The sequence below is a fragment of the Asaia lannensis NBRC 102526 genome (assembly GCF_024054035.1).
Classification (GTDB): Bacteria; Pseudomonadota; Alphaproteobacteria; order Acetobacterales; family Acetobacteraceae; genus Asaia; species Asaia lannensis.
On record NZ_JAMXQU010000003.1, the window covers coordinates 277,562 to 302,144 of the forward strand.

At 59.9% G+C, this 24,583-nt stretch carries 23 protein-coding genes; 7 read left to right on the forward strand and 16 right to left on the reverse strand.

The genetic code is table 11. The features are described 5' to 3' along the window. Positions 1-6: 6 nt before the first annotated feature. On the forward strand, positions 7-1,293 hold the full coding sequence (locus NF685_RS06095) for a class I SAM-dependent RNA methyltransferase (RefSeq protein WP_252848976.1): 1,287 nt from the start codon (positions 7-9) through the stop codon (positions 1,291-1,293). On the opposite strand, the gene NF685_RS06100 is transcribed toward NF685_RS06095, so the two are convergent. The 8 genes from NF685_RS06100 to NF685_RS06135 form a co-directional block, all read right to left on the reverse strand. After that, positions 1,284-1,655 (reverse strand): HesB/IscA family protein, encoded by a 372-nt coding sequence (locus NF685_RS06100; RefSeq protein ID WP_222547136.1) that lies wholly within the window; start codon positions 1,653-1,655, stop codon positions 1,284-1,286. The genes NF685_RS06095 and NF685_RS06100 overlap by 10 nt on opposite strands. Positions 1,656-1,668: 13 nt before the next feature. Continuing rightward, positions 1,669-2,049, reverse strand: coding sequence for an SUF system Fe-S cluster assembly protein (locus NF685_RS06105; protein ID WP_252848977.1), 381 nt, complete (start codon positions 2,047-2,049; stop codon positions 1,669-1,671). Positions 2,050-2,064: 15 nt separating this feature from the next. Further along, the gene (locus NF685_RS06110; protein WP_373317814.1) at positions 2,065-3,303 is read right to left on the reverse strand and encodes an aminotransferase class V-fold PLP-dependent enzyme; all 1,239 of its coding nucleotides are present in this window, start codon (positions 3,301-3,303) and stop codon (positions 2,065-2,067) included. Then, positions 3,300-4,517: a Fe-S cluster assembly protein SufD gene (sufD, locus tag NF685_RS06115; RefSeq protein WP_252848978.1), complete on the reverse strand. Its 1,218-nt coding sequence runs from the start codon at positions 4,515-4,517 to the stop codon at positions 3,300-3,302. Before sufD ends, NF685_RS06110 begins: the two co-directional genes overlap by 4 nt. After that, complete coding sequence (sufC, locus tag NF685_RS06120) at positions 4,514-5,284, reverse strand: Fe-S cluster assembly ATPase SufC (protein ID WP_222547133.1); 771 nt, start codon at positions 5,282-5,284, stop codon at positions 4,514-4,516. The genes sufD and sufC overlap by 4 nt, the downstream gene beginning before the upstream one ends. Positions 5,285-5,295: 11 nt before the next feature. Continuing rightward, positions 5,296-6,783 carry a Fe-S cluster assembly protein SufB gene (sufB, locus tag NF685_RS06125; RefSeq protein WP_222547132.1) on the reverse strand — a complete coding sequence of 496 codons (1,488 nt, stop codon included), beginning with the start codon at positions 6,781-6,783 and terminating at the stop codon, positions 5,296-5,298. Between the two features lies 1 nt (position 6,784). After that, a complete protein-coding gene (locus tag NF685_RS06130; RefSeq protein WP_222547131.1) occupies positions 6,785-7,252 on the reverse strand; it encodes an SUF system Fe-S cluster assembly regulator in 468 nt (155 codons plus the stop codon). A gap of 129 nt (positions 7,253-7,381) precedes the next feature. Continuing rightward, entirely contained in the window at positions 7,382-8,707 is a 1,326-nt protein-coding gene (locus tag NF685_RS06135; RefSeq protein WP_252848979.1) for a DUF445 domain-containing protein, read from the reverse strand. 209 nt (positions 8,708-8,916) lie between these two features. On the opposite strand from NF685_RS06135, the gene NF685_RS06140 reads away from it, so the two are divergent. The 3 genes from NF685_RS06140 (at position 8,917) to NF685_RS06150 (ending at position 12,652) form a co-directional block, all read left to right on the forward strand. Further along, a complete protein-coding gene (locus NF685_RS06140; RefSeq protein ID WP_252849084.1) occupies positions 8,917-11,718 on the forward strand; it encodes a phosphoenolpyruvate carboxylase in 2,802 nt (933 codons plus the stop codon). 211 nt (positions 11,719-11,929) lie between these two features. Next, positions 11,930-12,295 carry a hypothetical protein gene (locus NF685_RS06145; RefSeq protein WP_252848980.1) on the forward strand — a complete coding sequence of 122 codons (366 nt, stop codon included), beginning with the start codon at positions 11,930-11,932 and terminating at the stop codon, positions 12,293-12,295. A 96-nt stretch (positions 12,296-12,391) separates the two neighbouring features. Beyond that, complete coding sequence (locus tag NF685_RS06150) at positions 12,392-12,652, forward strand: GlsB/YeaQ/YmgE family stress response membrane protein (protein ID WP_222547129.1); 261 nt, start codon at positions 12,392-12,394, stop codon at positions 12,650-12,652. 55 nt (positions 12,653-12,707) lie between these two features. Here NF685_RS06150 and NF685_RS06155 read toward each other — a convergent pair whose 3' ends face one another. From NF685_RS06155 to NF685_RS06170, 4 genes are all read right to left on the reverse strand, one after another. Continuing rightward, complete coding sequence (locus tag NF685_RS06155) at positions 12,708-13,649, reverse strand: ABC transporter substrate-binding protein (protein ID WP_252848981.1); 942 nt, start codon at positions 13,647-13,649, stop codon at positions 12,708-12,710. A gap of 115 nt (positions 13,650-13,764) precedes the next feature. Continuing rightward, positions 13,765-14,784 (reverse strand): ABC transporter permease subunit, encoded by a 1,020-nt coding sequence (locus NF685_RS06160; RefSeq protein ID WP_222547127.1) that lies wholly within the window; start codon positions 14,782-14,784, stop codon positions 13,765-13,767. A 12-nt stretch (positions 14,785-14,796) separates the two neighbouring features. Beyond that, positions 14,797-16,353, reverse strand: a complete 1,557-nt coding sequence (locus tag NF685_RS06165) for a sugar ABC transporter ATP-binding protein (RefSeq protein WP_252848982.1) — start codon at positions 16,351-16,353, stop codon at positions 14,797-14,799. A gap of 234 nt (positions 16,354-16,587) precedes the next feature. Beyond that, positions 16,588-17,190 carry a TetR/AcrR family transcriptional regulator gene (locus NF685_RS06170; RefSeq protein ID WP_252848983.1) on the reverse strand — a complete coding sequence of 201 codons (603 nt, stop codon included), beginning with the start codon at positions 17,188-17,190 and terminating at the stop codon, positions 16,588-16,590. 86 nt (positions 17,191-17,276) lie between these two features. Here NF685_RS06170 and NF685_RS06175 point away from each other — a divergent pair, with 86 nt between their 5' ends. After that, entirely contained in the window at positions 17,277-17,891 is a 615-nt protein-coding gene (locus tag NF685_RS06175; protein WP_252848984.1) for a hypothetical protein, read from the forward strand. 100 nt (positions 17,892-17,991) lie between these two features. Here NF685_RS06175 and fusA read toward each other — a convergent pair whose 3' ends face one another. From fusA to NF685_RS06195, 4 genes are all read right to left on the reverse strand, one after another. Next, the gene (fusA, locus tag NF685_RS06180; protein ID WP_222547122.1) at positions 17,992-20,097 is read right to left on the reverse strand and encodes an elongation factor G; all 2,106 of its coding nucleotides are present in this window, start codon (positions 20,095-20,097) and stop codon (positions 17,992-17,994) included. 271 nt (positions 20,098-20,368) lie between these two features. After that, positions 20,369-20,671, reverse strand: a complete 303-nt coding sequence (rpmB, locus tag NF685_RS06185; protein WP_222547121.1) for a 50S ribosomal protein L28 — start codon at positions 20,669-20,671, stop codon at positions 20,369-20,371. 120 nt (positions 20,672-20,791) lie between these two features. Next, complete coding sequence (locus NF685_RS06190; protein WP_252848985.1) at positions 20,792-21,136, reverse strand: hypothetical protein; 345 nt, start codon at positions 21,134-21,136, stop codon at positions 20,792-20,794. 62 nt (positions 21,137-21,198) lie between these two features. After that, positions 21,199-23,001 (reverse strand): ABCB family ABC transporter ATP-binding protein/permease, encoded by a 1,803-nt coding sequence (locus tag NF685_RS06195; protein WP_252848986.1) that lies wholly within the window; start codon positions 22,999-23,001, stop codon positions 21,199-21,201. Positions 23,002-23,069: 68 nt separating this feature from the next. On the opposite strand from NF685_RS06195, the gene NF685_RS06200 reads away from it, so the two are divergent. Further along, the gene (locus NF685_RS06200; protein WP_252848987.1) at positions 23,070-23,915 is read left to right on the forward strand and encodes an NUDIX hydrolase; all 846 of its coding nucleotides are present in this window, start codon (positions 23,070-23,072) and stop codon (positions 23,913-23,915) included. 167 nt (positions 23,916-24,082) lie between these two features. Next, positions 24,083-24,400, forward strand: coding sequence for a DUF3574 domain-containing protein (locus NF685_RS06205; RefSeq protein ID WP_252848988.1), 318 nt, complete (start codon positions 24,083-24,085; stop codon positions 24,398-24,400). Positions 24,401-24,583 lie beyond the last annotated feature (183 nt).

Sequence of the window (24,583 nt, forward strand, 5' to 3'; positions counted from 1 at the left end):
TCCGTCATGCCCTCAATTCTTGAAACCACCGTTCTCTCCTATGGAGCGAACGGTGACGGGCTTGTCCTGATTGACGACAAGCCTGCCTACATCCCGCAAGCGGTCCCCGGCGACCGCCTGAAACTGCGTGTGGGCGACGACCGTCATATCGACGTGCTCGACATACTCACCCCTTCCCCAAACCGGGTTGAACCCGTCTGCACATTGTTCGGCACCTGCGGGGGCTGCTCGATGCAGACCATCTCGTTGCCTGCACTGCTGGAGTGGAAGACGGGGCTGGTCCAGCATGCGCTGGACCGCGCCGGATTCCGGAACCTGCCGCACATAGAGGCCACGCAGGTCCCTCCGCTCAGCCGCCGGCGCATCGATCTTGCGTTCCAGCGCCTTCCGGGCCGTGTCGTTCTGGGCCTGCATCGTCGTCACGGCGATGTCGTCGACATGACAGAGTGTCACGTCATCGATCCCGCATTGTTCGCCCTGCTCGACCCGCTGCGCGATGTGCTGTCCTCACTCGGCGCCGTTACCGGGGGGGGCGATCTTCAGATCAATCTCTACACCTCCGGCCCCGATATTCTGATTTCCACCGATGCAACGCTCGCGCCGACGGATCGCGTCAAGCTGGCCGCTTTCGGACGTGTGCACAAAATTCCGCGCATATCATGGCGTTCGAAGCGTCGCCCCAATGAGGGTTACGAGATCGTCGCGCAGCAGGGGCCGGTTTTTCACGCTTTCGGCGCCGTAAAGCTGACACCTCCGCCGGGAGGGTTTCTGCAGGCGAGCGCACAGAGCGAAACCGCCATTGCCGATGCCGTTCTGGCCGCGTTACCTGCCCTCAATCGCAAGGACCCGATCGTCGAGCTCTTCGCGGGGTTTGGGACATTGACGGTTCCCCTCGCCCAGAAGGGTCGCGTTCTTGCCTACGAAGGACATTTCGAGGCTATTGCCGCGCTCAGATCCGGTGCAGTCGGGCAGCGTATCGAAACCACGCATCGCGATCTGACACGCCAGCCACTCATCGCGAAAGAGCTGGCAAAAGCGCGTGTCGTCGTGCTCGATCCGCCTCATGCCGGTGCCCTGATCCAGATGGACCATATCGCCCGTTCGAATGTGGAGGATATCGTCTATATCAGCTGCAACCCGCAGGCCCTGCAGAAGGATTCCGCCCTCCTGCAGAAGGCTGGTTATGAGGTTCTGTCGATTTCAGTGATCGATCAGTTTCTCTGGTCGACCGAAGTCGAAGCCGTCGTGGCCTTTACGAAAAGCAGGAAGAGGCTTTCACGTCGTCAGACGTGAAAGCTCTCACCACAGCCGCAGCGGCCTTTTTCATTGGGATTGGTGAAAGTAAAGCCGGATTCGAGGTCCTTGACCTCATAATCCATCACCGTTCCAATCAGGAACAGCGTTGCCTTGCGGTCGATCAGCACATCGACGCCATGATCGGTCACGCGCTCGTCGCCCGGTGACACGGTATCGACAAAGCTCATGTCATAGGACATGCCGGAACAGCCACGCGTGTTCACACCGATGCGCAGAAGCTGCCCTTTATTCGCTCCCTCATAGAGCTTTTTGAGACGTGCTGCGGCACGCTCCGTCATCTGCATAAGGGGCGGCAAGGCTCGCGGCGCGGGGGCCGGAGCGGTCTGTGTATCGCTCATGATAATTCCCCGTTCAGAACATGTTCAGTGCAAGGCGGGCGTCGTCGCTCATGCGGCTCATGTCCCATGGTGGATCCCATACGATCTGTACGGTCGCCTTGCTGACACCCGGCAGCGCAGCAACAGCCTCGCGCACCTGTTCGGGCAGCTCCTGCGCACTCGGACAGTTGGGCGCCGTGAGTGTCATCTCGATATCCACACGCCCGTCATCATGAAGATCGATGGCGTAGATAAGCCCGAGTTCATAGATATTCACCGGAATTTCCGGATCGTACACCGTAGCAATGGCCGAGATGACGCTGTCCTCATCCGGCACACCGGGCTGCACTTCCGGCGCAGGCGGTTCTGCCGGCGCGCCAAGCGGTCTGGTCAGGATATGGCTTTCTTCGGACATGAATGACCTCCTTGATCAGACCAGCATCTGACGGGCGCGCGCAACGCCCTTCACCAGTGCATCGATATCGTCACGTGTGGTGTAAACGCCGAAGCTCGCGCGCGCCGTTGCCGTCAGGCCGAGGCGTCTGATCAGCGGCTCTGCACAATGCTGCCCGGCACGAATGGCTATGCCCTGCCGATCCAGCAACACTGCCAGATCATGTGGGTGCGCGCCTTCGACAATGAAAGAGACGACCCCGCCCTGATCGACCGGTGCACCCACAAGCTGCACGCCTTCGCTGCCGCCCAGCACATCGCGTGTATAAGCCACGAGCGCATTTTCATGCGCTGCAATCGCCTCTGCTCCGAGCTCTTCCATGAAAGACAGGGCAGCACCGAGCCCGATTACTTCGATAATCGGTGGTGTTCCGGCTTCGAATTTATGCGGAATGGCCGCCCAGGTCGATTTCTCGAAGGTGACGCTTTCGATCATTTCGCCGCCGCCAAGGAAAGGCGGCATGGCATTGAGCAGTTCGCTACGCCCCCAGAGCACACCGATGCCGGTCGGCCCGTACAGCTTGTGCCCGGTGCAGACGAAGAAATCGGCGTCCAGATCCTGCACGTCGATGGCGCGATGGACAGCCGATTGCGAGCCATCGAGCAGGATCTTCGCCCCGTATTGATGGGCCAGACGCGCCAGCTCCCTGGCCGGGGTCAACGTGCCAAGAACGTTGGACATATGCGTAATGGCCACGAGCCCGACACGACCATCGGCCAGAAGCGCCTCATAGGCCCCGAGATCGAGATCGCCGGTTTCCGTAATCGGTGCGACGCGCAGCTCGATTCCGGCACGATCGCGCAGCATCTGCCAGGGCACGAGATTGGAGTGATGCTCCAGCTCGGAAATCAGAACGGCCTGACCGGGCCTGAGCAGAGCACCGAAAGAATGCGCAACCAGATTGATCGCTTCGGTGCTATTGCGCGTAAAGACGATCTCATGGCGATCGGGCGCATTCAGAAAACGTGCTGCCTGCGTCCGGACCGATTCATAGGCCTCGGTCGTACGCTCGCTCATCCAGTGCAATCCGCGATGGATATTGGCGTACTGGTGCTGCATCGCATCCGCCATCGCCTCGATCACGCAATCCGGTTTCTGTGACGACGCTGCGCTGTCGAGAAAGACCAGCGGGCGGCCATGAACCGTCTCGGACAGGATCGGAAACCGGCCGCGCAGGTCGGCAAAACGGTCGAGCACGTCGATTGAGGACATCATCCCTCTCTTTTTTGCCACCATGCATCGACACGCTGGTCGAGCAGCGCATGCGCTGTCTCATCCGTCACCAGGGAAAGCGCATCGAGCAAAAACGCGCGAACGAGCATAGCGCGTGCCTCGGCATGGGGAATGCCGCGAGCACGCAGATAGAAAAGCTGCTCGTCATCGAGCGCGCCTACAGTTGCACCATGGCTGCATTTCACGTCGTCGGCGTAGATCTCAAGCTCAGGCTTGCTGTCGATCTGCGCCTTCTCGGAAAGCAGCAGCGCCTGGTTCATCTGGTAACCGTCTGTCTTCTGCGCAATGCGATCGACGAAGATCTTGCCTTGAAACACGCCATGAGACGCATCCATCAGCACGTTCTTCACGGTCTGGCGCGAATTGCAGTCGGGCGCCGCATGGGTGATGACCGAAGTCAGATCCGCATGCTGGGACTCAGCCAGAAGCTGGGCCGCATTGACATGCACGGTGGCATGTTTGCCCCCAAGATGGGCCAGCACTTCATGACGCGACAGTCTGGCGCCAAGCGTCAGGGTAAAGCTGTCATAAGTGCCATTTTCTACCACGTCTGCAGCGACGAAGGCGAGATTGGTGGCCTCGGCGGCATCCTGCTGAACACGCAGATGCGTAAGATGCGCCCCCTCGGCCACCGTCACCGCAAGGCTCGGATTGGCAAGATAGCGCCCCTCGCCCGACTGGATATCGAGCAGGGTCAGGCTTGCCCCGGCACCAAGCGCGACGCGATGCGCAAGATGCGTCGAGACGGGGGCTTCGCTGGTCACAAGGGAGACGAGGCATATCTGCCCGGCTTCCACCCCTTCTGGCACATGCAGCATCAGACCTGGCTGCTGCAGGGCGGCATTGAGCACGCTCAGGGGGCGATCGGCCACGAGCGGCACACCGGCGCCACCGAGCGAAACCGCCTCAGGCAGACGCGTCAGCGCATCGACGACAACACCGTTGATGAAAACTATGCGATGCCCTGTGCGCGCCTCGGGAGCGAGACGCGCAACCAGTGCTTCGGCCTCACCGAGCGACACAGCTCGGGGTGCTTCGAAACCCGTCTTGTCGATATCGCGCAGCGGGGTATAGCGCCAGGCTTCCAGACGACGCTGCGGCAGACCCTCGCGTTCCAGAAGTGCGCGGGCTTCGCCTTCATGCGCGCGTGCAACGAAAGACGCGACCGCAGGCGATAAAGCTGCGATATCGCTCATGCCACCGCCTCAAGATATTGCTGATAACCCTGTGCCTCGAGCGCCAGTGCCACTTCGGCGCCACCGCTATGGATGATCCTGCCCTTGGCCATGACATGCACGCGGTCGGGCTGGATATAATCCAGCAGACGCTGGTGGTGGGTAATGATCAGCGCAGAGAAATCGGGGCCACGCAGACTGTTCACGCCCTCGGCAACGATACGCAGGGCATCGATGTCGAGCCCGCTATCGGTCTCGTCGAGAATGGCGAATTTGGGGCGCAGCATACGCATCTGCAGCACCTCGTTGCGCTTCTTCTCACCGCCCGAAAAGCCCACATTGACGTTGCGCTTGAGCATCTCGTCGGACATGTGAAGATGCTTGGTTTCGGCGCGTACGGCCTTCAGAAAGCCGACGGCATCGAGCTCGTCTTCCTTGCGGGCACGACGCACGGCATTGACCGCAGTGCGCAGGAAGTTGGCATTGTTGACGCCCGGCAGCTCCACAGGAGACTGGAAGGCAAGAAAGACGCCAAGTGCCGCACGTTCTTCAGGTTCGAGCGCCAGCAGATCCTCACCGAGGAAACTCGCGCTACCGCCGGTTACCTCATAGTCCTCGCGCCCGGCCAGAACGTAAGACAGTGTGGACTTGCCCGATCCGTTCGGCCCCATGATTGCATGGATCTGCCCCTTGGGCACATCGAGATCCAGACCGCGCAGAATCTCCTTGGGGGTTCCGTTATCGTCGATCTGCGCACAGAGACCGGAAATTTTCAGAAAATCATTCATGATGCGGCTCTTTACCCGACGCTACCTTCAAGACTGAGCTGCAGGAGCTTCTGAGCTTCCACTGCAAACTCCATGGGGAGTTCCTTCAGGACATCCTTGCAGAACCCGTTGACGATGAGACCCACGGCATCTTCTTCCGACAGGCCACGTGACCGGCAATAGAAGAGCTGGTCCTCAGAGATTTTCGACGTTGTCGCCTCATGCTCGACACGGGCCGTCATGTTGCGGTTTTCGATATAGGGCACGGTATGCGCACCGCACTGATCGCCGATCAGCAGGCTGTCGCATTGCGTGAAGTTACGGGCACCGCGCGCCTTGGGCATCATGCGCACCAGACCGCGATAGGTACTGTCCGAATGACCGGCAGAGATGGTCTTTGCGATGATCGTCGAGCGTGTGTTCGGTGCCAGATGGATCATCTTCGTGCCGGTATCGGCCTGCTGGCGATTGTTGGTCACGGCCACCGAATAGAACTCACCGACCGATCCCTCACCTGCCAGAATGCATGAAGGATATTTCCAGGTGATGGCGGAACCGGTCTCGACCTGCGTCCAGGAGATCTTGGCATTGCGACCGCGACACGCGCCGCGCTTGGTCACGAAGTTGTAGATACCACCCTTGCCGTTCTCGTCGCCCGGATACCAGTTCTGCACCGTGGAATACTTGATCGTGGCATCGTTCATGGCCACCAGTTCGACCACGGCCGCATGAAGCTGGTTTTCATCGCGCATCGGCGCGGTGCAGCCTTCGAGATAGGACACGGTCGCGCGGTCTTCGCAGATGATCAGGGTACGCTCGAACTGACCGGTATTGCGCGCATTGATGCGAAAATAGGTCGACAGCTCCATCGGACAACGCACGCCCTCTGGCACGTAAACGAAGGACCCGTCGGTGAACACGGCCGAATTGAGCGCGGCAAAGAAATTATCGCTGACCGGCACGACAGAGCCGAGATAGCGTTTCACCAGCTCAGGATGCTCGCGAATGGCGTCTGAAATCGGGCAGAAGATGACCCCTGCCTCTTCCAGCGTCTTGCGGAATGTCGTGACAACCGACACTGAATCGAACACGGCATCGACGGCGACCGGCAGGCGCTCTGCCTGGTCTGCCCCTTCGACACCGGCCAGTATGGCCTGCTCATGCAAGGGTATGCCGAGTTTCTCGTAAGTACGCAGCAGCTCCGGATCGACTTCTTCCAGCGATTTCGGACCGGGCTTCTTCTTCGGCTCGGCGAAATAGAAAGCATCCTGATAATCGATCGCCGGATAATCGGGCTTCTGCCATGTCGGCTCTTCCATCGCCTGCCAGGCACGAAACGCCTGAAGACGCCAGTCGAGCATCCATTCGGGTTCCTGCTTGCGGGCGGAGATGAAACGGATCGTCTCCTCGCTCAGGCCCTTGGGCGCGAACTCCATCTCGATATCGGTTTCGAAGCCCCATTTGTAGGTCGACTGGCCAAGGGTTTCGACGGCTTCGCGTGTCTCGGTTACAGCTGGCATATCATCCCTCCCCTACAGGATGGTGGTCGTGCGCCGCGCATCCGGAGGCGGTCATGGCCCCTCCCGACAGATGAGCGCGGCTCATATCGGCCAGATTGATCGATTCGAGAGTCGAGCGTATGGCGTTGTTCACGATATCCCACTGCCCGGAGGACAGGGCGCAAAGCGATTTCGCTTCGCAGATACGTCCCTCGACACAGGCGGTGAGCGCGATAGGGCCATCGACCGATGTGATGACCGCGGCGATCGAGATTTCGGACAGGGAGCGTGCCAAGCGATATCCGCCGCGCGCACCGCGATGCGATGCCACCAGACCGTCCGCTGCAAGCCCTTTGAGGAGCTTGGCTACCGTCGGCTCGGGCACACCGGTTGCCGCAGCAAGCGCTGTGGCCGTCACAAGCGTATCCTGCTGCCCAAGCTGCACGAGCAGAACCGTAGCGTAATCAGCGAGTTTGGATAACCTGAGCATTCTGCTCCCTCGATCAGTTCCGCATAAACAGAAATTAAAGACCTAAATGGTGCTATTTTCTAGGAGATGCGCGTCCGGGGGCCGCGCGTCAACCCTTTTCGCCCTTTGTTGCGGTGATAAAAACCTGCCTCAACCAAGATGACCGAAACACAGACGCATGAGCATGTCGAGAACGGCCCCCACGACAAAACCGACCAGTGTGCCGTTGACGCGGATATATTGCAGGTCCCGCCCCACCCGCTGTTCCAGCCGGGCAGAAAGCTCCGCCGGGTCCCACCGCTCCATCACCGATGAGATATAGGCGGCCAGTTTGTCGCGAAGCGAGGGCAGAATACGCACCAGCGTTGTCTTGAGCGTCTGTTCAAGACGCGCACGCATGGTCGGATCGTGATCGAGCTGATCCGCAAGGCTCTGCAACGCGCTTTCGATCACGCTGCGGCTCCACCCCTGCTCGCAGGCCAGATCGGCCTCGGCAAGCCCCCTGAAGCGCTGCCAGATTTCCGACCACCAGAGCTTCAGGCTGTCATGACCCAGATAGCCGGTAATGGCATCGCCAAAGCGTGCACGACGATCCGGGTCCTGCTCCAGACGGTCGATCTCCGCGCGTACCCAACTGGTGAATCCCTCACGCAATTCGGAATCCTGAGGGTCGATGCGCTCCAGTTCGAGATAGAGCGCCGTGATGACGCGATTGGCGACCGATGGGCCGATTGCCCAGCCGATCATGCGCCCCCCCTGCTCACGCACACGCTCCTCGATAAAGCTGCGCAGCGTCGCCTCGCGTTTCTGCACACCGGCCTTGAAGCGCTCGAGCAGCGCGGAAAGCACCTCCTGATGCAGGGCATCGTCAACCAGCGCGCGCAGGGCACGCGTCACAACATTGATCGAAGCCTCGCCGCGCGCGAGAACGGGCAAGGCCTTTGCAATGGCCGCACTCGCGCGCCCGTCCTCAAGCCGGTCGAGCATATCGGGCACACTGCGCTGCAAGGCCGCCGCTGTGGCATTGGCCGTACGGGGCTGACGCAGAAGGTTGGCAAGAATGCGGGCCACATCGGCAGAGGCCAGGGCACGACTGGCGTCTTCCTCTGTGAAGAACTGCGTCGAGACGAACCGCCCGAGCGCACGGGCAAGACGCACCTGCTGGCGGGGCAACACGGCGGTGTGAGGAATGGGCAGGCCGAGCGGATGACGGAACAGCGCGGTCACGGCAAACCAGTCGGCGATGCCGCCCACGACGCCCGCACGCGCGCCCGAGCGCAGCACCTCAAGCAAAAAGCTGTCGCGCATCAATCCGGCAGCGGGGAGACCCGCCGACACCACCATGAGTCCCCCCATGGAGATGAGCAGTCCGCTCGCCAGACGACGCGATGCCTTCAAGGCAGCCAGTGCCTCGCGTTCTGCTGCCTCGGCCGAACGATCCACTGGTGGGGAATTATCGGAAATCGAATGATGCATGATGGATTGAATACCACTGGCGGGGTAAAAAGTCCTGCGCCGCGCGCAATCCTCCATTGCCATGACTCTTGCGGCATGGAAAACCGGGCGCAATCCGTGAACCGAATTCAAGCGAGAGTGCCTTGTCCCATACTGCGCCGCATCACGCCTCTTCCGGAACGCCCGCCCCTGAAGCGGACAGCAAAGCCAATCCGAAAATCGCACCGGATATGCGTGATGGCGCAGATTTCGCCAGGCATCTGACGGGCGAAATGCAGGCGCTGCAGGATCGCGCTGCCCATGAGCGTCATGCTCCCGATCCGATCGAGACACTTTCCAGCCAGATCGGCGATGAACTGATCGATGGCGCTCTGGCGGTCTCCACGCTTGAAAACGCCGTACGCGTGCTGCGTGACGGCAATCTCAAGCAGCGCGCATCACGGCTGCGCAATTACGTGGGCCTCAAGGATGAGAAAGCCCCCGAGGCACGCCTTATCGAGGCCGCGCGTCTGACCGTCGAAAGCTGCGGCAGTGTCGAGGCCCTGGTTGCGCGTCTTTCGCGCCCGGGTTTTGCAGCCGTCTTCACCGCGCATCCCACATTCGCGCTCGCCGATAACGTCTATCGACACATCGTCGAAATGGCGACCGATCCGAGCCATCGTCTGCCCGAGCTGAAATCGCACCGTCGCGAGGGGGCACCGACCCTCGCCCATGAACAGAACCTCGCACTCACGGCAATCCTGCGCGGCCGCGACGCCCTCGATATCTTCAATGCGGCCATTTTCGATCATGCGGTCAAACGCTGGCCCGATCAGCCCGAAATACTGGGTGCGCTCGATATCAGAACGCTGATCCTGGCCACGTGGGTCGGATTCGACACCGATGGCCGAAGCGATATTCACTGGTGGGACACGCTGCGCATCCGTCTTGCGCTCAAGCGCACCCAGCTCGAACGACTGCGCACACAGCTCGAATCGCTCTTGCCCGCATGCTCGCATCTGGTTGCACGTATCGATGTGGCCCTCGGCGCAGTGAAGGAGCAGGAAGCCGCCTGTCCGGATCAGCAGCACCACGATGCAACCGCCATTGCCGCTTTCGCCCAGACGCTCGTCAGCCGACGCGAAGCCGCACTCGTATCCGCTGAACCGCTGAAGCCCCTTTTCGACGAAGCCCTCACCCTGATGGGCGACGACAACGACAGGCGCGTAGCACTTCTTACGGCGCGGTCCGGCTTCATGGCTCATGGGCTCGGCGCAGCCCATATCCACACACGCCTCAATGCCACACAGATCTACAATGTCGTGCGCCATCGCCTCGGCATCGAGGATGACCCCACCATCCCCTCGCGCCGGCGCCTCGTGCTGTCGCAGATCAACGAAGCCCTCGAAGCCATCAAGGAGCCGATCCCGGTCGATTTCGGCGCGGTGATGATGGAGCAGTCTTCTGCCGGTCGTCTGATGATGACGATGGCGCAGATACTCAAGCATATCGATGGCGCAACGCCGATACGCTTCCTGATTGCCGAGACCGAGAGCGGCTACACGCTTCTCGCAACGCTCTGGCTGGCGCGACTGCTGGGCATCCGTGACGAGCAGATCCAGATCTCTCCGCTCTTCGAGACGCAGAGCGCGCTCGAACATGGCGAGATCATTCTGGAAGAAGCTTTCCGTTCGCCGCACTGGCGTGAGTATATTCGCAATAACGGCCGCCTCTGCCTGCAATTCGGCTATTCGGATTCCGGCCGTTATATCGGCCAGCTTGCCGCGACCAATCTTGTCGAGCGTTTGCGCCTGCGCACCCTCTCACTCATGCAGAAACACGGCATGCAGGATATCGAACTGGTTCTGTTCGACACGCATGGCGAGAGCATAGGGCGCGGCGCTCATCCTTTCAGCCTGTCCGACCGGCTGAGCTATTTCTCGCCTGACCATACGCGCGGTCTTTTCGCCAAGGCCGGAATCAGCCTGCGTGAGGAAGCCGCTTTTCAGGGGGGCGATGGCTATACACTGTTCGGCACGGCGCCGCTCGCCACCTCGACCATCGCGACACTGGCCGAGCATCTGGTGCGTCCGCTCTCCGCAGCGCGCGATCCGATTTATGACGAGCCCGATTTCTCTGCCGATTTCTTCTCGACCATCGCACACGATATGAGCAGCCTGGTCGAGGATCCCGGCTATGCCGGCCTTCTCGGTGCTTTCGGCCCTGCCCTGATCGACAAATCCGGCTCTCGTCCTTCAGCACGTCAGGGCGATGGCATCAGTGTGACGCGCATCACGCATCCCAGCCAGCTGCGCGCCATTCCAAACAATGCGATTCTCGAACAGCTCGGCTGGTGGACGAACGTATTGCAGGGTTTCGGCACGGCAGCATCGCGCCATCCCGAGACCTTCGAAAAGCTGGCTCGCAGCAGCCGCCGCTTCGGCCTCGCGCTCGACTTTGCCCGTCAGGCCGCCGCGCATTCGGATATCGGCGCCCTGCGTGGGATCGTGCGCCTGCTGGACCCTGGCACCTGGCTGGACCGCGCGGCCTCGGCACGCAATGAGGAGCAGCGCAGCCAGCATCTCGTGCTGGCAAGCGGGCTTGAAGGGCTCGAATTCTGGCGCAGCCTGCCCGCCATGTTCAGACGTATCCAGGCCGATCACATTGCGCTCGAATCCGCCTGGAGCCACACACTCAAGATGAGTGCACAGGAGCGTACGCTTCATGCCATACGGCATGCGGTCATCGGACAGATCTGGCTGCTGGCCACGCGCATCCCGTATTTCAGTCCGCGCAACGACATCAATCGCGAGACCCTGCTCAAGCTCGTGCTCCAGCTCGAAATTCCCGCTGTACTCAAGCGTCTGTCGGAAATTTTCCCGCAATCGGCCGGCATGGTGACCGATCTCGATTTCCATGAGCCCAGCGGTCCGCGCGACGATCACGGCTTCACCAAGGAGCACGAGGAAATCTTTGCGCCTATGGCACGACTTTTCGCGCTACTGCGCGAAATCAGCGTTGCGGTCATGCACGCTAACGGGTCATTCGGCTGACACCTTCAAAACCCTGCCCGCACAACCAAAAAACGGGCAGGTGCAGATCCCTGTTCTGTGTGGGTAATTCAGTCCCAGTGGCGGGCAAAATGCACCGCCGGGGCTGAACGCAAGGACAGGCTCAGTCGTTAAAGACGCGTGGTACGGATACAACCTGTATCGAACCCTTCTGAAGCGGGGCTTGCAAAGCCCCCTTGCTCAAGGATCTGTCATGAAACGACTGCGCTTTCTTGCTTATACGATCCCGTTACTCGGGGCTTTGTTCGGGCATACGGCATTGTCACCGGCCTTAGCGGCAGAGGAAACTGGGCCTCTCCCCGATTCAGGGGTTAAATCGCCGTACTCCCCCTTGGCCATTCCAACCACATTAAAACCGCTGCCCGCAGCGCTCGATTCGTATCTCGACCAAGGATACAGCATTGGGGCGATTGCCCGTACAGGCCCCGAGCTGGTGATGACCCTCTCGCGTCGCGGCTCGACGCTGATCTGCGCTCTAACGCCGCCCGATACGCGCAACGACCAGAATGTCCCGACATCGCGTTGCTGGTCGCTCAACAAACAGGATCGGAAACCCTGATTCGTGCGGCCCTGTGACATGACTTGCGTTTCATGTTAGTCACACAGAGTTGATAATTACTCACACTCTCGCAATCTGAAAAACCATGGAGATGACATGCATCTGATCTGGACACTGATCGTCGGCTTCTTCGTCGGACTTATCGCCAAATTTCTGATGCCCGGGCGCGATCCGGGTGGCTTCATCATCACGATTTTTCTCGGCATTGCCGGCGCCCTGCTTGCAGGATGGCTGGGACAGAAATTTCACTTCTATCATGAAGGCCAGCCTGCCGGTTTCGTGGCATCCGTATTCGGCGCCATGATCCTGCTTCTCATCTACCGCATTTTTGCGAAGAACAACGATCAGCCAAACTGAACACGGCTCCCCGGCGTCCTGCGCCGGGGAGGATTACCTATTTCGTTCAGTATTCTTATTCGCCTGTCCAACCCTTGTAGCTGCCGACATTATCACGCGTAATCAGCGTGGGTGCCATAAGGCGTACCGTGCCTTTGGCAACCTTGCCGTCTTTGATGGCCTGCCCCATTTCCACCCCATCCTTCCCCATCTGATAAGGATCCTGGCTTGCAGAGGCGACGATGGAAGAGCGCGGATCTTTCAGTGACGAGACGATATCCGGCGCGCCGTCGACCGATGTCACGACAATACCCTGACGACGTGCCTGACGGATTGCGAGATCACCGCCGATTGCCTCGGGGTCATTGATCGCAAAAACGCCCTTCAGGTTGGGAAAGCGCACCAGGAAGCCCTGCATAACCTTGAACCCGAGGTCACGTTCGGCCCCGCCATTCTGGTCGTCGCTGACGATTTTTATGTCGGGATATTTTGCGAGTACTTCCTTGCACCCCTTCACCCGGTCGATGATCGAAGAAACCTGCGGCCCGTTCTCGATCGCCACCTCACCCTTGCCGTCGATTTTCCTGGCAAGATACTCGCAGGATATGCGGCCTGCCGCGACGTTGTCGGTCTGCACCGTTCCGTCCACTCCGGCAGAAGCCACGTCCACCGCAATGACGGTCGCGCCGGATTTCTGCACGCGCTTGACTGCGGGCATGACGGCCTGAGGATCGACGCCGTTGATCAGGATCAGATTGACGCCCGACGTCACGAAGCTGTCCATCTGTGAGAACTGCTTGTTCAGATCGTAATCCGCTGAAAGCGCATTGATGCTGGCACTCGGCGCCACCGTCTTGAGCTGCGTCGTCGCGCCTTTGACGAGCGCCACGAAATACGGATTGCCGAGGGAGCCGACCGAAACGCCCACATTGGAGATGCCATCGGCACGTGCCGCAGGCGCCGCCAGAATGGTTGAGAGAGCGAGAGCGCCGAGGAAAAATTTGGAACGAGTGATCATCTTGAAACATCCGAAACGGAAGAAAGACAAACTATGGAAGGAGAAAAGCCGGAGGCATCGATAGGGCCCCCGGCAGGCAGCGCCACGAAGGGCGCTTTCCGCTGGCGAAGCACGATCAGGTGCGTGCCGTCGGTGCCCGGAAACGGTCGAGTGCGACAGCCACGATAATGACCAGCCCTTTGACGATAAACTGCCAGATATCCGACACGCCGATCAGGATGAGCCCGTTGGTGAGCACGGCAATCAGAAGCGCGCCGACCAGCGTACCCCAGATCGATCCGATGCCGCCCACGAAGGAGGTCCCGCCCAGAATGACCGCCGCAATGGCATCCAGCTCATAGGATTGCCCAAGCTGCAGGCCATTGGCGGCGTAGAGACGTGCCGAGGACATGACAGCACCGAGACCGGCCAGAAGGCCCGATGCCGCATAAACGAACATCAGAACCAGGCCGACACGGATACCCGCCAGACGGGCGGCAGAAGGATTGCCGCCGATGGCGTAGATATGAACGCCCAGTACCGTGCGACGCAGAATGAACCAGCTCGCAACGACCACGGCAAAGGCAATGACAGCGAGCCAGGGGATCGTGAAGGTTGAGGTAATTGCGATGCCGTCATTACCGATCCAGGCAAAGGACAGATCGGGATTGAAGATTGTGCGGTCGTTACCCATCAGACGGGCAAGGCCACGCACGGCCGTGAGCGTACCCAGCGTCACGATGAAAGGCGGTATCTTCACACCCGCAATAAGGGCACCGTTGAAGACACCGATCAGCAGCCCTGCACCAAGGCAGGCAGGCACCGCGAGCCAGGCCAGATGCGGCATGACCGAGACGAGAAGACCGCACATGGCGGCGAAAGCCAGAATGGAGCCGACCGACAGATCGATACCGCCGGTGAGAATAACGAAGGTCATTCCCGAAGCAAGAACGGTGTTGATCGAGGCCTGCTGGGCGATGATGGAGAGGTTTTGCCCCGACAGGAAACGATGGCCGCCGAGGAAGTGAAAGCCCAGAGCGAGCAGGATAAGGACGGGCAGCATTCCAGCCGCCTGCATGATGCTGCGCGTCGTGGCGCGCGCGTTCATCTGCGCGGCGGGCGAAACCGCCACCGCCGGATTGAGAGTATTACTCATAGACGTGATATCCTAGGCGGCGATTGGCGAGGGAGAGACGAGCCCGACTGCGAGAGACATGATTGCCTCCTGCGTGATCGCGCGGCCTTCGAGTTCGCCCGTGAGATGGCCTTCGCGCATGACGAGAACGCGATCGCTCACACCGATGATCTCGGCCATCTCGCTCGAGATAACGATAATCCCCAGTCCTTGCGCTGCCAGATCGTTGATAATACGATATATTTCTGTCTTGGCCCCGATATCGACACCGCGTGTCGGCTCATCGAGGATAAGAACCTTGGGCCCGGTTTCCAGAAGGCGACCGAGCAGAACCTTCTGCTGATTACCCCCCGACAGACCGCCCACATTGGTCAGCATGTTCTGGGCCTTGATACGCAGAGCCGAAAACGACCCAGTCGCTCTTGTGCGCCCCTTGGACTGATCGAGCACACCCATGCGTGAATCGCGCTCGACCACCCCCAGATTGATATTGCCGCTGCACGACATATCCAGAAAAAGCCCCAGAGCTTTCCGGTCTTCGGTCAGATAGGCGATCCCTGCCGCCAGCGCGTCCCGCGGGCTGCGGATATCGACCCTGTCTGCATTCAGCCAGACCGTACCGCCTGTTTTCGGATCGGCGCCGAAAACAAGGCGTGCCAATTCGGTGCGCCCGGCACCGACCAGCCCGGCAATGCCCAGAACCTCACCGGGGCGCAGATCGAAACTGGTCGGCTGGACGCGCCGTCCGTCTGTAAGACCCTCGACCCGGAGAATGGGGGCGGCATCGCGACGGACATGATTGCCGTCTTTTTCATAAAAACTGGACAGATCGCGCCCGACCATCAGGCTCACGATACGCGCTGAGGAAAGCTCGTGCTTTTCCAGCGTGCCGACGTGCGCACCGTCACGCAGAACCGAAACCCTGTCGGCCAGCTCATCGATTTCGTCCATGCGATGGCTGATATAAATCAGGGCGAGCCCTCGCGCCCTCAGCTGACGGATCAGGGCGAACAGCCTGTCCGTCTCACGCGCCGATAAAGCTGTCGTCGGCTCATCGAGCACGAGAATGCGGGCATCCCGGTGCAGGGCGCGGGCAATTTCCACCAGTTGCTGTTCGGCCACAGACATGGTCGACAGCTTGTCTTCGGGGCCGAAAGGTGCGCCAAGCTCCCTGAGCAGATCGCGACAGGCGTCATTCATCGCCGCGCGATCGATCATGCCGTTTTTGCGAAGCTCCGAACCGAGATGGATGTTTTCGGCCACGGTGAGGTTCGGGGCGAGAGCCAGCTCCTGATAGATAATACCGATGCCCAGAGCGCGCGCCGAAGCCGGGTTGGTAATTTTCGCAACGTCGCCGGCAATGCGGATTTCGCCACCCGGATCGGCCGTATAGGCCCCGGAAAGGATTTTCATAAGAGTGGATTTACCAGCCCCGTTCTCACCCATCAGGGCAAGAATTTCGCCACCATAGGCGACGAGGGAAACATCCTTGAGGACCTTAACGCCCGAGAATGTCTTGGAAATACCCTCGATATGCAGAAGCGGTTTATCGCCCTGCGTATCACACGAAATGTGTTGGGCCAGTGTCATGGGAACAGTCTCCCGGATGAAAAATCGGGCAGTGAGACCGGTCCTGACGCGTCCCTCTGCCTTTCATGAGAGAAGCAGATATTTTGTTAAATTTATATAATGTTTTTGCAATCAAACGGTATAATACGAAAACGTGATAATTAATTCGAGTTCATCTTGAAGGGCCGGGCCGGGTTCTGTGGAGCCGCTACCCGACCCTCTGCCGATCGCTGTGAAAGAATGCTAACGCCTGTCTCAGCGTGCCGATCTACCCTCTCCAAGAGCACGCATGAGAAAACCCGTCACGGTTTCATCGCTGTCATCACCAAGAAAAGGGATCAGCATGCCATCTATGGCGAGCACCGCGAGTCCATGCACCCGTCCCCATAGGCCCGCCATGCGCGCGGGGCTGGACCCATCGTCCGGTGCCTGACCTGCGAGGGTCTCCAGGGTGACGAAAGCGCGCGCCGAGGCCTCAGCCAGAGCAGGAATGCTGAAGTCCAGCATCGTACGACGAAACATGAGGCGGAACAGGTCGGGATTGGCTCTGGCAAAACCGATATAGGCCATCCCGACCTCAAGGGTACTGCCCCCTTTGGCGGCGTTGAGACGAGTGGCCAGGGCCTCGTACCCCTTTGCCGCGATTGCAGAGCGCAGGCCTGTCAGATTACCGAAATGCGGTGTCGCAGCTGTCGCAGATACCCCCGCACGTCGTGTGACGGCGCGGAGCGTAAGGGCATCAACACCGGATTCCGTGAGGATGTCGCTCCCCGCCTCCACCAGCGCACGGGCCAGATCGCCATGATGATAAGGTGCACTTTCGTGCGGGCGTCGTTGCAACTGGGCCGAACGGTTCATGCAGAATCTTTACAGGAAAAAGTTGACATGGATAAGTCAGTCGCCCCAATCTTTACGTTGTAAAGAACACAAACCCAAGATCAGTCATGCACGAAAGCCCGTCATCCCCCAATCTTCGAAGCTGGCGCGCCGTTGTAGGAGAAGTCGGCAGTCTCGCACTCGTCTGGGGTGGAGAAATGGCCGGATTACAGCGCTTCGCCCTGCCTGCCTGCATCGTGCTGATCGCCGCCGACGCTGCAAGGCGCTATCGGGCAAGGCTGGGTTTCGGGAGGATCTGGTGGCTTTTCAACGCCACGGCGCTCCTTTTCAGCACAATGGACCGGTTGGTGGGAGATCGTCTATCTCCCGATCTGTTCGGAGCGCTCTGCGCGCTCATCCTCTCCGCTGTTTTTGCGATCGGAAGCGTGTGGCGCGTCCCCCTCGTTATGCAGCTCGCCGAGCAGCGTCGGGGAGAGTTCGTCGTAAGCGACAGCAGGCATCTCAGGCTTACACGCTTCTTCAGGCTCTATACGCTTGCCTGGACGCTCTATTTCACGCTTCGAGCTGCCGTGTTTGTCATCATGTCCTGCCTGAAGTCGGATCCTGTCGGCGCCCATACCCTGCTCAGGCTGAGCCTGCTCGCAATGATCGGACTCACTTTCTTTGGCAAAAGCCTTTTCCTCTTTTACGAGTCACGTTGCGCACCGGCCGAGGCCGTCTGAACACAGGCTGAAATGGTATCCCGTTACCCCCGTGCCGCCCATACGAAAAAAGCCGCCCCGAAGGGCGGCTTTTCCGTATTCCGAGACTGAACCCGAAGGATCAGGCGCTCTTCGCCATGATCTCGTCGGCCACGTTGCGCGGCACCGGATCATAGTGATGGAACTGCATCGTGAACGACGCGCGGCCCTTGGTGGCCGAACGCAGATGCGAGATGTAGCCGAACATTTCCTTCAGCGGCACCTGAGCGCGGATCATGACGGTCGAACCGGCCGTCTCCTGGCTCTGGATGATGCCACGACGACGGTTAAGGTCGCCCACCACGTCACCGACATGGTCGTTCGGGGTCGTGATTTCGACGTCCATGATCGGCTCAAGGATCACGGGGCCGGCATTCTTCATGCCTTCGCGGAAGCAGGCCTTGGCGGCGATTTCGAAGGCGAGAGCCGACGAGTCGACGTCATGGTACTTGCCATCGAGCAGCGTGAACTTGAAGTCCACCGTCGGGAAGCCAGCCAGCACGCCCGTCGAGGACTGCATGCGGATGCCCTTTTCGACAGCCGGGATGTATTCCTTCGGAACCGTACCGCCGACGACCTTGTTCTCGAAGCTGATGCCTTCGTTACGCTCGACCGGGGTGAACTCGATCTTGACTTCAGCGTACTGACCCGAACCACCGGACTGCTTCTTGTGGGTGTAGGTCTCGATATGCGGACGCGAGATCGTCTCACGATAGGCAACCTGAGGCGCACCGACATTGGCTTCAACGCCGTATTCACGACGCAGACGGTCCACGATGATGTCCAGATGCAGTTCGCCCATGCCGGACAGGATGGTCTGACCCGTTTCCTGATCAGTCTTGAGCTGCAGCGAGGGATCTTCAGCGGCGAGCTTCTGCAGCGCCAGCGTCATCTTCTCGACGGCATCCTTGGTCTTCGGCTCGACCGAAATGTCGATCACCGGAACCGGGAACTGCATGCGCTCCAGAACCACCGGATCGGCGGCATCGGCCAGGGTGTCACCCGTCTGGGTGTCCTTCAGACCCACGAAAGCAGCAATATCGCCAGCGCCGACCTGCTTCACTTCCTCACGCTTGTCAGCGTGCATCTGGAACATGCGGCCCACGCGTTCCTTGTGGCCCTTGGTCGTGTTCAGCACGGTATCGCCGGACTTCAGAACACCACGATAGACGCGCACGAAGGTCAGGGTGCCGTACTTGTCGGAGATGATCTTGAACGCGAGACCAGCGAACTTGCCGTCGGGGTCGACCGGCACGATCGGCAGGAAGTCCTCGTCGACCTCTTCGCCTTCCGGCGGAGCAATGCGGATACCTTCGACTTCGTCAGGAGCCGGCAGGTAGTCGATCACGGCATCGAGGAGCGGCTGAACGCCCTTGTTCTTGAAGGCCGTGCCACACAGGACGGGACGGAACACGCCGGAGATGGCGCCCTTCTTGATGCACTTCTTCAGCGTTGCAACATCGACATCGCCCTTGTCGAAGTATTCTTCGATAGCAGCTTCATCAACGCTCAGTGCCGTGTCCAGAAGGTTCTGGCGCGCTTCAGCTGCCTTTTCCTTCAGGTCATCGGGGATCTCGGCATAGTGGAACTTTGCGCCCAGCTCGCCGCCTTCCCAGATGATGGCGCGCATTTCGACCAGGTCGACCACGCCAACGAAGTTTTCTTCAATGCCGATCGGCAGCTGAAGCGGAATAGCGACGATGTCGAGCTTTTCCTTCAGCGTGTCGAATGCGCGATAGAAATCGGCACCGGTGCGATCGAGCTTGTTGATGAAAATGACGCGCGGCACGTTGTAACGGTCAGCCAGACGCCAGTTGGTTTCCGACTGCGGCTGAACACCGGCAACGCCTTCGATGATGAAGATGGCGCCATCGAGCACGCGCAGTGAGCGGTTCACTTCAATGTTGAAATCGATGTGGCCCGGGGTGTCGATGATGTTGATGCGGTGGTTTTCCCACTCGCAGGTCACGGCTGCCGAGGTGATCGTGATGCCACGCTCACGTTCCTGCGCCATGTAATCGGTGGTCGTGTTGCCGTCATGCACTTCACCAATGCGATGCGACACGCCGGTGTAGTACAGAATACGCTCGGTCGTCGTGGTCTTGCCGGCATCGATATGCGCGGTAATACCGATATTGCGGATCTTCGAGAGAGCCGATTTGGCTTCTGCGACGCTGCTTTCGGACACGGGATACCTCCAGAATGCGATGAAAGGTGCTTCAGGCCGCCCCGAAACACCTTTGCCGTGGCCGTCACAGATCGACGCTTTTCCGAAGAAACCCGGGAAGTAATACGTCGAAGCCGGACCGACCAAGTGGGCCTTGTGATCGAAAGGGTGAATGAAACAACCCGATCACGTTTTCAAGGCCAATTTTGTTGCAGCCTGCCTTTTGCTGCATGGACCTCATTGCTGCGCAGGGCAGCTGGGAACAGGCGGCAAAAGGCAGGTGCCGTCAGTCTCAGGCGGACTGAGCGGCCTTGCTTTCCTGAGCGCGCAGGATGCGACGCTTGATGACCTGAGCCTCAACCGGCAGCTTGCGGTTCGGCGTGCTGATCAGGAACGAGTCCAGACCGCCATTGTGCTCAACCGTACGAATGCCCTGCGTGGACAGACGCAGGCGAACGCCCGTACCCAGGATGTCGGACAGCAGGGTGATTTCCTGCAGGTTCGGCAGGAAGCGACGACGGGTCTTGTTGTTGGCGTGGCTGACGTTGTTGCCCGTCAGCACACCCTTGCCCGTGATTTGGCAGCGGCGTGACATGGACTTGATCCTCGGTAGTAATATGTTCGCCGAGACCAGTCCCGGCATACGACGATGCGTTAAGGCGCGGCTTATGACGGAGCACCCCGCTCCCGTCAAGCCGAAAGCGTCTCAAACAGCCTATTCGCCGTCCGAAAAGGCATCGGCGCAGATGAGTTCACCCGAACGAACGCTCTCTATGGCCGTGTGCAGCATGCGGATCATCGTCTCGGCGTCGGTCGTGCGGGCCAGCACACCCAGCGATCCGCCGAGCAGCGCCGAGGCGATAAGCTCGGTCGGCAGGTTCTGTTCGACAAGATAACCGATTGCCTTGTCGATCACGGCACCGCACTGGCGCAGCTCCTCGGGAATCTCCACGGCATCGGGATCTTCGGAAAGCTCATGAGCGGCCTGTTCCCGGATCTCCTCCTCCACAGCCTTGTCCGGATGGAAATCCTGAGCGAGGTCTTCGGCCTGCTTTGTCATGAACAGTCTCCTTTGGTCTTTTGTCCTGTGGCCCAACACGTAGGTCGCGTGCATGCGTAAAACTAGGTGCCTGTCTCCAATTGGGTGGTCACCATCTCAAAATAGCGCCCCTGCTGTGCCATCAGCACATCATGACTCCCCTCCTCCACGATCCTGCCGGACTCGATCACCAGAATACGGCCCGCGTGGCGTATGGTGGACAGGCGATGGGCAATGGCGATGGTCGTCTGGCGCGCCGTTACGTCACGCAAGGCATCCATGAGCCTCTGTTCGGTGCCTGTATCGAGCGCGCTGGTGGCCTCATCCAGCAACAGCACGCGCGGACGACGCAGAATGATCCGTGCCAGAGCGATACGCTGCCGCTCCCCGCCGGACAGCTTGAGCCCGCGCTCACCCACGAGCGTATCGTACCCGTCCTCCAGCCCGTCGACAAAGTCGTGGATCTGGGCCAGCCGTGCGGCTTCCTTAATCGCCTCGAGGCTGGCATCGAGATGACCGTAGGCAATGTTATAGCCGATCGTATCGTTGAAGAGCTGCGTATCCTGCGGCACCACGCCGACCATGCGGTGAAGGTCGGCCGGCGCAATGGTGGTCAGATCGCACCCATCGAGCAGGATCCGCCCCGAACCCGGCGCATAGGCTCCGAGAATAAGCCGCGCGATGGTGGATTTCCCCGCTCCGGTCGGTCCGACGATGGCAATGGTCTCACCGGCACCCGCGTGGAAGGTCACGTCTTGCAGGATCTGACGTCCGTCATAATCGAACTCCACATGCTCGAAGGAAAGCGATGCCGGTTGCTGCGCTCCCTGATCCTGTAAATCATGCGCAACGCCCGCGCTCCTGGGCGTTTCATCCATCAGATCGGTCAGGTGCTCCAGATCGACGCAGGCATTACGCCAGCCCGCATAGACCAGATTGAGCGAGATAATGGCCTGATAGAGAGTACGCAGATAGGTGCCGATCATGACAAAGGCGGCAACATCGAGCCTGCCTGCCGCGAGATCTCGTGCTGCCATGAAGAAAATCGCCAGCGTTGCCAGAGCGATCATGCCGTTCTGGCTGACAGAGGATAACCCCGCCACCATCGTCATGCGCAGACTGGCTTTTTCCTGCTCGCGACGCGCGGCCTCGTAACGTCCATATTCGTGGGATTCGTTGGCGAAATGCCGCACAGCCTCGAAATTGAGCAGTGAGTCGAGCAGGAAATGCTGCGCGCGCCCGTTGGCCTCGTTACGCTGCCGGCGCGCCCGGACACGCTGACGCACGAACCATTGCGCAAGCCCGATATAGCTCAGCAGGGCAACCGCAATCACCGCAGCGTAACGCCCACCCAGAAAATGAAAGACCACGGCAATCGTAAGGCCGGTATCGAGAAATGCAGGCAGGATGTTGAACAGAGCGAGGCGCAACAACGTGTCTGCGGCCTCCGAGCCGCGCTCGATGGCGCGTGTCAGTGCCCCGGTCTGACGGTCGCGATGAAAACGGTAGGGTAGATCGAGCAGGTGTCTGAACGCCTCCTGCGCGGTCAGAGCCTGCAACCGCTGACCGACTGGCTGATACACCAGTTCCTGGAGTGCCGAAAAAACACTGCGGAAAAAAATCAACCCTCCATAAGCCAGAATCAGCCCGACCGGGATCAGCATCCTGAGATCCTGAACGGAAAAATGCGCCACAAGACGGCTGAACATATAGGGAATAGCCAGAATGCAGAGGCGCTCTCCGAGCAGGAGAAGCAGGGTGAGCCCCATACCGAGCCGGAAAAAGCGGATATCGTGAGACAGGACCAGCCGCCAGGCACGGGCGAGACCGGTCACTGCCTGAGGCAGTCGCCATGAGAAGATCATCTCACCAGAGTGAGGTGCCACCGGTCGTTTTGCAATCGCCTCGCGATACGCGATATCGTTTGCGTTCAGACAAGAGAGTACCGCCTTTCATGCATGATGACAGTCTCGTCCCGTTTCTGGCCCATATCGCACGATGCCACACGGCCATCCTGCCGGGCGACCGCAGGCCCGTCGCCCTCGGACAACACATATTCGGCCTGGCAGATCCACGTCTGTTCGACGCCCTGACATCGTTCGGCTATGCCTCGGATCCCGACCGGACGGCAGGCTCCCCCTCCTTCCAGCTGCCCGAAAACACGGACCTCGTGATACTTGGAGAACGGTTGGCAGCGCTCGGGCTTTATCGCCCCCATAACGAGCTGTTCGACGTTTTCGATGACAAGGGCGACGTGATTGGCCAGATCGACCGCGGCGCCCTTCCCCTGCTTGGCTGTACCGCCGCTGGCGTGCATCTCAACGGGCTGGTGCGACGTGATGACGGGCTGTTTCTCTGGATGGGTCACCGTGCGCGCAACAAGCGCCTCGATCCAGGCAAACTGGATCACCTCGCCGCCGGCGGTATCTGCGCAGGCCTCACACCTCTTGAGGCACTGGTAAAGGAAGCGGGCGAAGAAGCCGCCATCCCGCCTGCGCTCGCGGAACAGGCACGGCCTGTGGCAACATTGCGCTACGCGATGGAGCGCCCTGAGGGACTGAGACAGGACACGCTTTTCTGCTATGATCTGACCCTGCTTGAGGACTTCACGCCCCAACCCGTTGATGGCGAGGTCGAGTACTTCGAGCTGATGCCGATCGAAACCGTATATCGCCTTGTGCGCGATACGACCGAAATCAAGTTCAACGTCAATCTGGTGCTTATCGACCTGTTCATACGCGAAGGTCTGTTCACGCCCGAGCAGAGCATCGTTCTGCGCGAAGCGCTCGATCGCGCATGAGCCCAACATGCCCTGCCCTGCGCCATTTCGTGGCGATACTGTGCGTGGCCTGTTTCTCGGGGTGCGCGGGTCCTGACGCGACAGCAGATCGACCAGGAACGGACAGCCGGACAGGAAAGACAGCTCAGGGAGACCGGGACCTCTGCCTCTTGCCGCATGGCCAGAAAATGGAGTCCATCACGCTTGCCTTTGGCCTGACGACTCCCGATGGCCGACAGATCACGACGGAGGCGTGGAACAACTTCCTCGCCAGAACCGTGACGCCACGATTCCCCGCCGGTTTGTCTGTCATCGAGGCTCAGGGGCAATGGCAGGAAACGCCCGCTCAGTCGGTCACGCATGAGCCGTCAAGGCTGGTATGGATCATGGCGCCGGACAGTCCGTCCCTCGTTCCTGCGCTCGACGCCATTCGCGAAGCCTATAAAAAACGCTTCAACCAGAAATCGGTCGCTGCGTTTATGCATTCGGGTTGCGCATCGTTCTGAGGCGGCCTCAACGGGCAATCCTGTCGGGACCTCGTTTCAGGGTCGAAAAAAGACAGTGCAGATCAGGCACTGTCCCAAGGTTACAGGATTTAGACCTGTCGGTGCGGTCCATGATAAACTGGAATGTGCAAATGATATTGACGTGACCCTCTGTCGTGTCCGTACTGACTTTCGGCTTTTCCA